This is a genomic window from Streptosporangiales bacterium, from assembly GCA_009379955.1.
Taxonomy (GTDB): Bacteria; Actinomycetota; Actinomycetes; order Streptosporangiales; family WHST01; genus WHST01.
In genome coordinates this window covers 63,791-76,675 of the sequence record WHST01000016.1, presented here as the reverse complement: position 1 = coordinate 76,675, position 12,885 = coordinate 63,791, and the positions used below count along the sequence as shown (strand labels likewise).

8 protein-coding genes, 2 tRNA genes and 1 pseudogene are annotated in these 12,885 nt (G+C 70.1%); 1 reads left to right on the top strand and 10 read right to left on the bottom strand.

What is annotated here, in order from left to right; genetic code table 11:
* The first annotated feature begins 202 nt into the window (after nucleotides 1-202).
* Complete coding sequence (locus tag GEV10_07410; GenBank protein MQA78290.1) at nucleotides 203-2,167, top strand: CocE/NonD family hydrolase; 1,965 nt, start codon at nucleotides 203-205, stop codon at nucleotides 2,165-2,167.
* A 71-nt stretch (nucleotides 2,168-2,238) separates the two neighbouring features.
* On the opposite strand, the pseudogene GEV10_07405 reads toward GEV10_07410, so the two are convergent.
* From GEV10_07405 to GEV10_07360, 10 genes and pseudogenes are all read right to left on the bottom strand, one after another.
* Nucleotides 2,239-2,816 (bottom strand): annotated as a pseudogene (locus GEV10_07405) (dihydrofolate reductase).
* 260 nt (nucleotides 2,817-3,076) lie between these two features.
* Nucleotides 3,077-3,149 (bottom strand) — tRNA-Ala (locus GEV10_07400).
* Between the two features lie 262 nt (nucleotides 3,150-3,411).
* Nucleotides 3,412-3,486 (bottom strand) — tRNA-Ile (locus GEV10_07395).
* Between the two features lie 54 nt (nucleotides 3,487-3,540).
* Complete coding sequence (locus GEV10_07390) at nucleotides 3,541-4,140, bottom strand: DUF3566 domain-containing protein (protein ID MQA78289.1); 600 nt, start codon at nucleotides 4,138-4,140, stop codon at nucleotides 3,541-3,543.
* The gene (gyrA, locus tag GEV10_07385) at nucleotides 4,137-6,584 is read right to left on the bottom strand and encodes a DNA gyrase subunit A (GenBank protein MQA78288.1); all 2,448 of its coding nucleotides are present in this window, start codon (nucleotides 6,582-6,584) and stop codon (nucleotides 4,137-4,139) included. Before gyrA ends, GEV10_07390 begins: the two co-directional genes overlap by 4 nt.
* 137 nt (nucleotides 6,585-6,721) lie before the next feature.
* Entirely contained in the window at nucleotides 6,722-8,749 is a 2,028-nt protein-coding gene (gene gyrB, locus GEV10_07380) for a DNA topoisomerase (ATP-hydrolyzing) subunit B (GenBank protein MQA78287.1), read from the bottom strand.
* Nucleotides 8,750-9,045: 296 nt separating this feature from the next.
* Complete coding sequence (locus tag GEV10_07375; GenBank protein MQA78286.1) at nucleotides 9,046-9,549, bottom strand: DUF721 domain-containing protein; 504 nt, start codon at nucleotides 9,547-9,549, stop codon at nucleotides 9,046-9,048.
* A gap of 10 nt (nucleotides 9,550-9,559) precedes the next feature.
* Complete coding sequence (recF, locus tag GEV10_07370; protein MQA78285.1) at nucleotides 9,560-10,693, bottom strand: DNA replication/repair protein RecF; 1,134 nt, start codon at nucleotides 10,691-10,693, stop codon at nucleotides 9,560-9,562.
* 9 nt (nucleotides 10,694-10,702) lie between these two features.
* Entirely contained in the window at nucleotides 10,703-11,644 is a 942-nt protein-coding gene (gene gnd, locus GEV10_07365; GenBank protein ID MQA78284.1) for a decarboxylating 6-phosphogluconate dehydrogenase, read from the bottom strand.
* Nucleotides 11,645-11,692: 48 nt separating this feature from the next.
* Nucleotides 11,693-12,829, bottom strand: coding sequence for a DNA polymerase III subunit beta (locus GEV10_07360; protein MQA78283.1), 1,137 nt, complete (start codon nucleotides 12,827-12,829; stop codon nucleotides 11,693-11,695).
* Nucleotides 12,830-12,885 lie beyond the last annotated feature (56 nt).

Below are 12,885 nucleotides of genomic sequence, written 5' to 3'. Positions count from 1 at the left end.
GCCCGCCGAGCATCTCCGCAGCGAACGCCACCAGCCGCGGCCTGACCTGGTCCATCTCCTCCGGGGTCACGGATCAGAACACGACCACATCACGAGCCGGATCAGCGGTAGCGACACACGTAACAAAGTACTACTAGGAGCGTTCTTGCCGACCGACGAGTCACCCCGCCCGATCCGCGTCATCGCCCACCAGTGGATCCCCATGCCCGACGGCTGCCGCCTGGCCGCGCGGATCTGGCTCCCCGAGGGCGCGGAGGACGACCCGGTCCCGGCGATCCTGGAGTACATCCCGTACCGCAAGAACGACGCCACGGCCCTGCGTGACGGCCCGATCCACGGGTACTTCGCGCAGCACGGGTACGCGTCCCTGCGGGTCGACCTGCGCGGGTCGGGTGACTCCGAAGGCATCCTCGAGGACGAGTACCTGCCGCTGGAGCAGGACGACGCCCTCGCGGTGCTCGCCTGGATCGCCGAACAGCCGTGGTGCACGGGGAAGGTCGGCATCATCGGCAAGTCGTGGGGCGGCTTCAACGGCCTGCAGATCGCGGCCCGACGCCCGCCCGAGCTCTGCGCGGTGATCAGCCTCTGCTCGACCGACGACCGCTACTCCGACGACGTGCACTACATGGGCGGCACCCTGCTCGCGTGCGACATGCTGACCTGGGCGTCGACCATGCTGGCGTACAGCGCCCGGCCACCTGACCCCGCGGTCGTCGGCGACTCGTGGCGCGCGCAGTGGCTCGACCGGCTCGAGCGCACGCCCCCGTACGTCGAGGCGTGGATGGCGCACCAGCGGCGCGACGAGTTCTGGCAGCAGGGCTCGGTGTGCGAGGACTACGCGGGCATGCGGGCGCCGATCTACATGGTCGGCGGCTGGGCCGACGCCTATCGCGACGCGATCCTGCGGATGGTCGAGCACTACCCGGGGCCGGTGAAGGGCCTGATCGGCCCGTGGGCGCACATCTACCCGCACGACGGCAACCCCGGGCCGGCGATCGGGTTCCTGCAGGAGTGCCTGCGCTGGTGGGACCACTGGCTCAAGGGCATCGACACCGGGATCATGGACGAGCCGAGGCTGCGAGCGTGGATGCAGGACGCCGTCCGCCCCGCGTCCTCGTACGCCGAACGCCCGGGCCGCTGGCTGGTCGACCCCGGCTGGCCGTCGCCGAACGTCGAGTCCCGGCCGTACCACCTCACGGCGGACCGGTCGCTCACCGACGAGCCGGCGGGCGAGGCGGGCGAGCTGCCCGTGACCGGCGTGCAGGCGAGCCCGACCGACCCTGGCGTCTGGTGCGCGTACGGCGGTCCGGTCGACATGCCCACCGACCAGCGCCTCGACGACGGCGTCTCCCTGGCGTTCGACGGTCCCGAGCTCACCTCGCCGGTCGAGATCTACGGCAACCCGGTCGCGCGGCTGACCGTGCGCGCGGACCGGCCGCAGGCGCTCGTCGCCGTCCGGCTGTGCGACGTCTGGCCCGACGGCACGTCGACACTGATCACCCGCGGGCTGCTCAACCTGTCCCACCGTGACGGCCACGAGCACCCGGAGCCGCTGGAGCCCGGTGAGGCGTACGAGGTGCGGGTGCTACTGACCTCGACCGCGTACGCCGTGCCTGCGGGCCACCGCCTGCGCCTCGCGGTCTCGCCGACCTACTGGCCGTGGGCCTGGCCGTCACCGTCCCCGGTCACGCTGCGGGTGGCGACCGGCGGTGCGTCGGTGCTCGACCTGCCGGTACGGGTCTCGGCGGGTGACGAGGCGGTGCCGTTCGCGGCCCCGGAGGCAGCGCCGAAGCCCGCGCACGAGCCCCGCGGCGTCGGCGCGGAGACCAGGGAGATCAGGCGCGACACGGCGTCGGGTGCCGTCGAGCTGGTCCACTCGCACGGCCCGTTCGGCGGGTTCCGGCTCCCCGACGAGGGCCTGGACTACCGCGACCAGGCGACCGACACGTTCCGCATCGTCGAGGGCGACCCGCTCTCGGCCTCGGTGCGCTGCGACCGCACGGTCGAGATCGCCCGGGACGGGTGGCGTACCCGCGTGGAGACCACGAGCACGATGTCGGCGACGGCGACGGACTTCCTGCTCACCAACGCGGTCGAGGCGTTCGAGGATGGCGTGCGGATCTTCACCGACCACCGCACGAAGACCGTCCCACGCGACAACGTCTGACCGGGGGTCACTCGGGGGCGTCGACGACATGCCCTCCCTCGTCTGCGCCACGTCTCCGTGAGGCCCAACCGTCAGCGGCGAACCCGGTAGTGCAGGTGCAGCACCCGGTCACCCCGGATCACCACGTCGGGGTCCTCCAGCAGCTGCTGGCCGACGACCGACCCGAAGTACCGCTTGCCGACCCGAACACCACAGGCACGACGTCCATCGCCACCTCATCCACCAGACCCAGTGCGAGGGCCTGCCCGCCGATGTCGCCCGCCGCCACCGCAACGGTACGGTCACCGGCCAGCTCCTTCGCCTTCGCGACCGCCTGAGCCACGTCGTCGACGAAGTGGTACGACACCTCCGGGTGCCACCCAGCCGGCTTGGGCCGGTGTGACACCACGACCACGTGGTCACCCGCCGGCGGCGTGCCCTCCCAGCCGTTCGTCAGGTCGAACAGATGGCGCCCGATCACCATCGAGCCGATGCTGTCCCATATCGGCCGGACATACTCGGCCGATACCTGCGAGATCTGCGGCCCGCCGCCTTCGGCCAGCTTGGTGTCACCGTTGGAGTACCAGTCGAACAACGGGCCGACCTGATCGTGCTCGTCGGCGATGTAACCGTCCACCGACACCACGTTGTGCATCACCACACTGCTCATCTCTGCTCCTTCGCCGATCTCGCCCACAGCGGAACTTTCGCTGAACCGACCTGCCGGAACTCCGGTTCGTGGACGAGATCGCGCTCGACCTGCCAACGCAATGCCGGATCAGAGTCGCGGAGCCACGTGATCAGGGCCGTGGTCACCATGGAGGCGTCACGGGGCGACGGTGGGAAGACGCGGACAGTGCTCCTGACCTGGGGATGATGTGACTCGTCGAGGGGTCGGCCGTGACGCCCGATCAGGGCTCGTTTGTGGAGTGGAGCGAACCGGACTCGAACCGGCGACCCCCTGCTTGCAAAGCAGGTGCTCTACCAACTGAGCTATCGCCCCGATGGTCGCCGTCAGGCGTCCGGTGCGGACGTGGCCTCGGTCCAGAGGTCCTGTTCCTCGCGGTCCGCTTGGACCTTGCGCCAGATGAACACGCCCGCGACTACGGCGGCGAGCAGGAGGAGCAGCTTCTTCATCAGTCGCGCCCTTCCGGTAGGCGGCGCCGGCCGGCGCCTCGGGGATGTCGTGCAGGTTGGCGCAATCCTACGCGGGAGCGTGGGACGCACGAAGGCCGGCTCTTCAGGCGAAGAACCGGCCCGAGGGGTGGGGCTACCTGGACTTGAACCAGGGACCTCTTCCTTATCAGGGAAGCGCTCTAACCGGGCTGAGCTATAGCCCCAGGAGACGAACGAAACGAGCCTATCGCACCGGCGCGGTCGGAATCACCCGGGATTCACTCGGCCTCGGAGAGGGTGACCTCGATGCCGCCGACGAGGCTCGTCACGAGGTTGTAGACGAAGGCACCCAGGGTGGCGAGGGCGGTGACCAGGACGACGTTGACGGCGCCGAGGACGGCGGTCCAGCCGAGGATGGTCTTGGCGGAGAACCAGCTGGAGACGTCCCAGGTGTCACTGCCGCCGGACAGGTCGCGAGCCGTGCTGATCACGGAGTCGAACACACCCATGCCGGAGAGCACGGAGTACAGCACCGCCACCGCGACGAACAGCACCACGAACAGGACGAGCGACACCACGAAGCTGAACTTCATCACCGACCACGGATCGACCCTGCTGAGCAGCAGGTGGGCCCGCCGCGGCGCACGGGAACGCCCCGGCACCCGTGGCTGGCTGCCGGTCGCGCGCGTCGGGATGAGCCGGGACTGTGGCCCGGTCTCGGGCCTCGAGCGCTGGCCGTTGCCTCCAGACTGGCCACCCTGACCAGGACCCTGCTCGGGCTGACCACCGGACGGGCGGCCCTGCGCCTCCCGGGCGCGTCCGCCCTGGGTACCGGTCGCGGTGGCGCCACGCGTGGCGAAACGCTGCAAGTCGCTCACGCGTCCCCCTCTCCGGGTTCGTCGACTGGGTCGTCGACCACGGTCGCCTCGGCGTTCCTGGCGATCGCCACGACCTCGTCGCCGTCCGCCAGATTGATGAGGCGCACCCCCATAGTGTCACGACCCAGCGGACGAAGCTCACCCTCCGTCACTCGGGTGCGGATGACGCCGCCGTTGGCCGTCATCGCGTAGAGCTCGTCGCCCTCGTGGACGATGACCGCGCCGACCAGGGTGCCGCGCTCCTCCGGGATGCGCATCGCCTTGATACCGAGGCCGCCCCTGCCCTTCACCATCCACTCATCGACCGGGGTGCGCTTGGCGTAGCCACCGGACGTCGCCGTGAAGACGGACGACCCCGCCGTCACGACCTCGAGGGCCAGCAGCTCGTCGCCGTCCCTGAACCGCATGCCGATGACGCCGCTCGTCGCCCGACCCATGGGGCGGAGTGCCGAGTCCGACGCGTGGAACCTGATCGACATGCCCTTGCGCGACACCACCAGGACGTCGTCCTCGGGACCGACCAGGCGCGCGCCGATCAGCTCGTCGTCGTCGCGCAGGTTGACCGCGATGAGACCACCCGTGCGTGGCGAGTCGTAGTCGGTGAGCCTGGTCTTCTTCACCAGGCCGCGCTTGGTGGCGACGACGAGGTACGGAGCCGCCTCGTAGTCGCGGAGCGCGAGGACGCCGGCGATGCGCTCGTCCGGCTGGAACGCCATCAGGTTCGCCACGTGCTGACCCCTGGCGTCACGCGCGGCCTCGGGGAGCTCGTAGGCCTTGATGCGGTAGACCCGGCCCATGTTCGTGAAGAACAGGATCCACTGGTGGGTGTTGGTCACGAAGAAGTGGTCGACGATGTCGTCCTGCTTCAGCTGCGCGCCACGGACGCCGCGCCCGCCGCGACGCTGCGACCGGTACAGGTCGGACTTCGTGCGCTTGGCGTAGCCGCCGTGGGTGATGCTGACGACGACGTCCTCCCGCGGGATGAGGTCCTCGGCCGTCATGTCGCCCTCGTGCGGCACGATGCGCGTACGCCGCTCGTCACCGTACTGATCGACGATCGCCGCGAGCTCCTCGCTGACGATCTCGCGCTGCCGTGGCGGGGACGCGAGGATCGCGTTGAGCTCGGTGATCTCGGCGAGGAGGGCGTCGTGCTCCGACTGCAGCTCCTGCCGCTCGAGCGCGGCCAGCTTGCGCAGCTGCATGTCGAGGATCGCGCGTGCCTGCACCTCGTCGATGTCGAGGAACTCCATCAGCGCGGTCTGCGCAACGGCCGCCGACTCGCTCGACCTGATCAGGTTGATGACCTCGTCGATGCGGTCGATTGCCTTGAGCAGCGCGCGGACGATGTGCAGGCGCTCCTCGCGCTTGCGCAGCCGGTACCTCGTGCGCCGGACGATGACGTCGATCTGGTGGTCGACCCAGTGCTTGACGAACCTGTCGATGGACAGTGTGCGGGGCACACCGTCGACCAGCGCCAGCATGTTCGCGCCGAAGGTGTCCTGCAGTTGGGTGTGCTTGTACAGGTTGTTGAGGACGACCTTGGCCACGGCGTCGCGCTTGAGCACGACGACGAGCCGCTGCCCGACGCGGGCGCTCGACTCGTCGCGGATGTCGGCGATGCCCTGCACCCGGCCGGTGCTGGCGAGGTCGGCGATCTTCTGCGCGAGGTTGTCCGGGTTGACCTGGTACGGCAGCTCGGTGACGACGAGGATCGCGCGGCCGCGGTTGTCCTCCTCGACCTCGACGACCGCGCGCATGGTGATCGCGCCGCGCCCGGTGCGGTACGCCTGCTCGATCGCGTCCTTGCCGACGATCAGCGCGCCGGTCGGGAAGTCGGGCCCCTTGACGCGTTCGAGCAGCGCGGCCAGCAGTTCCTCGTTGCTCGCCTCCGGGTGCTCGAGCAGCCACTGGACGCCGTCGGCCACCTCGCGCAGGTTGTGCGGTGGGATGCTGGTCGCCATGCCCACGGCGATGCCCGAGGCGCCGTTGACCAGGAGGTTCGGGAACCGCGCCGGCAGGACGTCGGGCTCCTTGGTCTTGCCGTCGTAGTTGTCGGAGAAGTCGACGGTGTCCTCGTCGATGGCCCGGACCATCTCCATCGCGAGGGACGCCATGCGGCACTCCGTGTAGCGCATGGCGGCCGGCGGGTCGTTTCCCCGCGAGCCGAAGTTGCCCTGCCCGTCGACGAGCGGGTAACGCATCGACCACGGCTGCGCCAGCCGTACCAGCGCGTCGTAGATCGCGGTGTCACCGTGCGGGTGGTAGTGCCCCATGACGTCGCCGACGACGCGCGAGCACTTGCTGTGACTGCGGTCGGGACGGTACCCGCCGTCGTACATCGCGTAGAGCACCCGCCGGTGCACCGGCTTGAGCCCGTCGCGGACGTCGGGTAGAGCACGGGAGACGATCACGCTCATCGCGTAGTCCAGGTAGGAGCGTTGCATCTCCACCTGGAGGTCGACGGGCTCGATCGACACCCGCTCCGACGTGGTGGCGTCTTCGGTCACGCTGATTCCCTCCGTGGCACGCACCGCAGCGGCGCGCGCACATCACCGTTGTCGTAGAACAGCCGCATCGCGGATCAGATGTCCAGGAAGCGCACGTCTTTGGCGTTGCGCTGGATGAACTTGCGGCGACTCTCGACGTCCTCGCCCATCAGCACGCTGAACATCTCGTCCGCCTGAGCGGCGTCGTCGAGACTCACCTGGAGCAGCACCCGCTTGTCGGGATCCATCGTGGTGTCCCAGAGCTCGTTGGCGTTCATCTCGCCCAGACCCTTGTAGCGCTGGATGCCGTCCTGCTTCAGCCGCCGCCCGGACTCCTGGCCCAGCTTGAGCAGGCCGTCGCGCTCCCGGTCGGAGTAGACGAAGTCGTCCGCGGCGTTGGTCCATTTGATCCGGTACAGCGGCGGCTGGGCGAGGTAGACGTAGCCGCCCTCGATCAGGCCGCGCATGAACCGGAACAGCAACGTCAGCAGCAGCGTGCGGATGTGCTGGCCGTCGACGTCGGCGTCGGCCATCAGGATGATCTTGTGGTACCGCAGCTTCGCGACGTCGAAGTCCTCGTGGATACCGGTGCCGAGCGCGGAGATGAGGGCCTGCACCTCCTGGTTCTGCAGGACCTTGTCGATGCGGGCCTTCTCGACGTTGAGGATCTTGCCCCGGATCGGCAGGATCGCCTGGATGCGGACGTCGCGGCCGCCCTTGCCCGAGCCGCCGGCCGAGTCGCCCTCGACGATGAAGACCTCGCACTCCTCCGGCAGCGTCGACTGGCAGTCGGCGAGCTTGCCAGGCAGACCGCCGGCCGACAGCAGACCCTTGCGGTTGCGGGCGAGATCGCGTGCCTTGCGCGCGGCGATCCGCGCCATCGCGGCGGCGAAACCCTTGCGCGCGATGTCCTTACCCTCACCCGGGTTCTTGTCGAGCCACGCGCTCAACATGTCGCCGGTGGAGGTCTGGACGTACGTCTTCGCCTCGGTGTTGCCGAGCTTGGTCTTGGTCTGGCCCTCGAACTGTGGATCGCGCATCTTGACGGAGACGATCGCGGTCAGGCCCTCGCGGACGTCGTCGCCGGTGAAGTTGGGGTCCTTCTCTTTCAGCACGTTCCAATGCCGCGCGTACCTGTTGACGAGCGAGGTGAGTGCGGCGCGGAACCCCTCCTCGTGCGTGCCGCCCTCGACCGTGTTGATCGTGTTGGCGAACGTGTACACGCTCTCGCTGAACGTGGTGTTCCACTGCATGGCCACCTCGAGCGAGATGCCGCGCTCGGTATCCTCCGATGACCACGAGATCACCGAGCTGTGCACGGGATCCTTGGTGGCGTTGAGGTGCCGGACGAAGTCGACGATGCCCTCGTCGTACTTGTACGAGACCTCGCGCTGTCCCGAGGACTCGCCGCCGTTCTGCTCGGAGACGTCCTCGCCACCGGGACGCTCGTCGCGCAGGGTGATCCGCAGGCCCTTGTTGAGGAACGCCATCTCCTGCAGCCGGCGGGCCAGCACCTCGAACACGTAGGTGGTGGTCTCGAAGACCTCGGTGTCGGCCCAGAACGTGGTGGTGGTGCCGGTGCGGTCCGTCTCGCCTGCGTTGGTGACCGGACCGGTCGGGTCACCGCGCACGTACGCCTGTCGCCAGATCCGTCCCTCGCGGTGCACCTCGACCTCGAGCCGGCTCGAGAGCGCGTTGACGACCGAGACGCCGACACCGTGCAGGCCGCCGGAGACGGTGTAACCGTCGCCGCCGAACTTCCCACCCGCGTGCAGCGTGGTCATGATGACCTCGAGCGCCGGGCGCTTCTCGTTCGCCATCTCGTCGACCGGGATGCCGCGGCCGTTGTCGACGACCCGCAGGCCGCCGTCGGCGAGCAGGGTGACGTTGATATCCGTGCAGACACCGGCGAGCGCCTCGTCGACGGAGTTGTCGACGACCTCGTTCATCAGGTGGTGCAGGCCTCGTTCACCGGTCGAGCCGATGTACATGCCGGGACGCTTGCGTACGGCTTCGAGACCCTCGAGGACGGTGATCGAGGTGGCGTCATAGGACACGGGTCGGAGTCCCTCCCTGCCAGTGCCACCAGGTGCCAGGCACTGCCGTGACCGCACTCCCGCCAGGCAGCGTGAGCGTGCCCACGCCGACGAGAGTGGGAGCGCCGAGACCGGCGCTCGTGCCCTGCTCCGCTCCGGACCGAGCCACCCCCGGGGTCACGAGCAGAACGGAATCAGGGCTGACGGACGCCTCAGGGAGCCGCCCGCCGGAATGCTGTGTCCATCCTACCCGGACGGCACACGCAGAAAGCGCACCAGAGCCCCTCGAACGGCCCTCAGTCGAACGAACTCGCCGGGGCCGACCAGGGATACGCGGAGTACCCCCGGCGCCACCGCCAGAGACGGTGCTGCGGGTTCGCGGCTCAGCCATAGGTGTCCCGCGGTCCCCGGCCACGGACGTGGCGCGGACCGTGCCGCCAGCTCGGGGCGGTCGGCCCCGTGATCCGGACATCTCGGACGACCTCGGGGCCGAGTTCCTCACCGAGCCGGCGCAGCAGCTCGGGGGCAAGCGCGCGCAGGTGGGTCGCCCAGGCGGTGGAGTCGGCGGTGACATGCAGCCGGCCCTCGTCGTAGCTGCGCGGCCGGCAGTGCTCGGCGAGCTGCGGCCCGACGAGGTCGGGCCACCGGCCGAACAGCGCCCCGATCGTGGCTCGTTCGTCCCACCCACGCTGGGTCATCAGCTCGTCGATGGTCGAGCCGACCAGCTCCGGGTCGCCGGGGCGGACCTTGCGGGGCTCGGCGCGACGCGACCGCGTCGAGCCGGAGCCGGGGGTGGCACCGCGGCGAAGGGCGACGTCCTTGACACGGTTCAGTGCCGCCCGGGCGAGGTCGGCCGGGGGCGGGGCGTCGTCGGCCGGGCGGGGCACCGGCTCGTGCTCATCGGACACGGGTCACCTCCCCCTCCATGACGTCGAACCGGGCACCGGAGAGCACCTCGGGGACGTCGGCGGGCACCGCCGCGGTGACGAGCACCTGGTCGGCGGACGCCGTCAGCTCGGCGAGCCGGTGCCGGCGCTCGACGTCGAGCTCGGCGAACACGTCGTCGAGGATCAGCACGGGATCGCCGGCGAGGTCACCGCGGAGCAGCTCGAACGACCCGAGCCGCAGGGCGAGCGCGAGCGACCAGGACTCACCGTGACTCGCGTAGCCGCGGACGGCGAGGTCGCCGAGCTCGAGTTCGAGCTCGTCCCGGTGCGGTCCGACGAGCGTCACGCCGCGGTCGAGCTCATCCTTGCGGCGCGCGGCGACGGCCGCCTGCATCGCCGCGGCGAGCACCTGGGGATCGGCCTCGACCGGGGCGTCCGGGCCGAGCGAGGAACGGTACGTGAGGCGAGCCGGTCCGCCGCCGCCGTGCGAGATCTCGTCGTACGCCTTGCCGACGTGCGGCCGTAGCGCATCGACGAGGCGGAGCCTCGCGGCGAGCAGCTCGGCGCCGGTGCGCGCGAGGTGGCCGTCCCAGACGTCGAGCGTGGAGAGCTGCGGCGCGCGGCGGGCACCGGTGGCGGCCGCGGACTTCAGCAGGGCGTTGCGCTGCTTGAGCACGCGGTCGTAGTCAGCGCGGACGGACGCGAAGCTCGGCAGCCGCGCGACGACGAGGTCGTCGAGGAAGCGCCTGCGCTCACCGGGATCCCCGCGGACGAGCGCGAGATCCTCGGGCGCGAACAGCACGGTGGTGACGAGGCCGAGCACCTCGCGCGCTCGCGGCACCGCACCCTTGTTGATCCGCGCGCGGTTGGCCTTGCCCGGATTGATCTCGAGCTCGACCAGGTTGCGCCTTCCGTCGCGCTCGACCGCACACCTGACGATCGCGCGGTCGGTGCCGGCGCGGACGAGTGGCGCGTCGCTCGCGACCCGGTGGCTGCCGAGCGTGGCGACGTACGCGATCGCCTCGACGAGGTTGGTCTTACCCTGACCGTTCGGTCCGACGAACGCGGTGACGCCGGCGTCGAAGGGAACCTCGACGGACGGGTACGAGCGGAAGTCGGTGAGGGACAGGTGCGCGACGTGCACGGCCGGAGGTCAGTCCCGCGACCGTGGCGGCACGGTGGTGCCGTCGGGACGTCGGACCGGCTCGCTCACCGTGCCGTCGGCCCGGTGGATCGCGTGCCCGCCGAACTGGTTGCGCATCGCGGCGACCGCCTTCATCGCCACGGACTCGTGCTGGCGCGACGCGAAGCGGGCGAAGAGTGCGGCCGAGATCGTCGAGATCGGCACCGCGTTGTCGACGGCCGCCTCGACGGTCCACCGGCCCTCGCCGGAGTCCTCGGCGTAGTCGTCGATCTGCTCCAGTCGCGGATCGTCGTCGAACGACCGGGCGAGCAGGTCGAGCAGCCATGACTGGATCACCGTGCCCTTGCGCCAGCTGCGCACGCACGCGTCGGGATCCTCGACGAGCTCCGCCGCGGTCAGCAGCTCGTAGCCCTCGGCGAGCGCCTGCATCATGCCGTACTCGATGCCGTTGTGGACCATCTTGGTGAAGTGGCCCGCACCGACGGGGCCGGCGTGGACGAACCCGCTGCCGCCCTCGGGCCTGAGCGCGTCGAAGACCGGTCGCAGCCGCGCGACGTCGTCCGCCGATCCGCCGCACATCAGCGCGTAGCCGTTGTCGAGGCCCCAGATGCCACCAGACACACCGCAGTCGACGAACCCGACACCGCGCTCGGCGAGCAGGCCGGCGCGCTCCTTGTCGTCGGACCAGCGGGAGTTACCGCCGTCGACGACGACGTCGCCTTCGCCGAGCAGGCCGGCGAGTGTCTCGACGGTCGGGCCGACGAACTGGAGCGGCACCATGATCCAGACCGCCCGCGGCGGGGTGAGGGCGGCGACGAGCTCCTCGAGCGTCGCGACGTCGCGACCGCTGTCGGCGGAGACGTCGTAGCCGACGATCGTGTGGCCACCGCGCCGCACGCGCTCGGCCATGTTCGCGCCCATGCGTCCGAGCCCGATCATGCCGAGCTGCATCAAGGGATCCCCTCTACGCCGTGGACGGTCACCGTTACTGCCGTGCCATCACTCCGGCAGGCGCATCGGCATCAGCAGGTACTTGTAGTCGACCGTCGGCTTGCCGTCGTCGTCGGCGGGCGTGACGACGACCGGCTTCTTCGACGTGGTGAACGACAGCAGCGAGACCGGCGCATCGAGCACCCCGAGACCGTCGAGCAGGTAGCCGGGGTTGAAGGCGATGCGGACGTCGTCACCCTCGATGGCGCACTCGAGCGACTCCGCGGCCTGGGCCTCGTCACCGCTGCCCGCCTCGAGCAGCAGTTCGCCCTGGCTGAAGCCGAGGCGTATCGCGGCGTTTCGGTCGGCGACGAGCGCCACCCTGCGCAGCGACTCGACGAGTGCCGCGGTCTCGACGCGCGCCACGGTCGCGGACTCCGCCGGCAGGAGCGAGCGGTATTGCGGGAAGTCGCCCTCGATCAACCGGGTGGTCGTTCGGCGCGACGCCGACTCGAACCCGATCATGCCCTCGCCGACCTCGCCAGACGACAACGCGACGGTGACCTTGCCGCCTGCGGTCAGGGCCTTGCCGGTGTCGGCCAGGGTGCGCGCGGGCACCAAGGCCGTCGACTCAAGCCCCGGCGTCTCCGGCTGCCAGTCGATCTCACGGACGGCCAACCGGTACCTGTCGGTCGCCGCGAACGTGAGCTTGTCGCCGACGATCTCCAGCCTGACCCCGGTGAGCACCGGCAGCGTGTCGTCGCGTCCCGCGGCGATGGCGACCTGGGTGACCGCCGTGGCGAACGCGTCGCTCGCCACGGTGCCGGACGTGGTCGGCATGTCGGGCAGCGAGGGGTAGTCCTCGACCGGCAGGGTAAGCAGGCCGAACCGTGCCGAACCGCACGACACGGCGACGCGGGCACCGTCGGTGTGGACCTCGACCGGGCGCCCGGGCAGGCTCTTGGTGATCTCGGCGAGCAGCCGGCCGGAGACCAGCACCCGCCCCGGTTCCTCGACGTCGACGCCCACCGCGACCCGTGCCGAGACCTCGTAGTCGAAGCTCGACAGCGTGAGCGTGCCGCCGTCGGTCTGGTCGGCCTCGAGGAGCATGCCGGCGAGCACCGGCACCGGCGGTCGTGCTGGCAACGTGCGCGCGGTCCACGCCACTGCGTCGGCAAGCGCGTCTCGCTCGACCCGGAACTTCACCGTGACCCGCCTTCCGTCCGTGCCCACTGCGGGACACGCGTCCATCCGTCGTTCGT

Coding starts and splice junctions, on each gene's coding strand:
- gyrA (MQA78288.1), bottom strand. CDS start 6,584: ATGCAACGCTCCTACCTGGACTACGCGATGAGCGTGATCGTCTCCCGT.
- gnd (MQA78284.1), bottom strand. CDS start 11,644: ATGCAGCTCGGCATGATCGGGCTCGGACGCATGGGCGCGAACATGGCC.
- GEV10_07410 (MQA78290.1), top strand. CDS start 203: ATGCCCGACGGCTGCCGCCTGGCCGCGCGGATCTGGCTCCCCGAGGGC.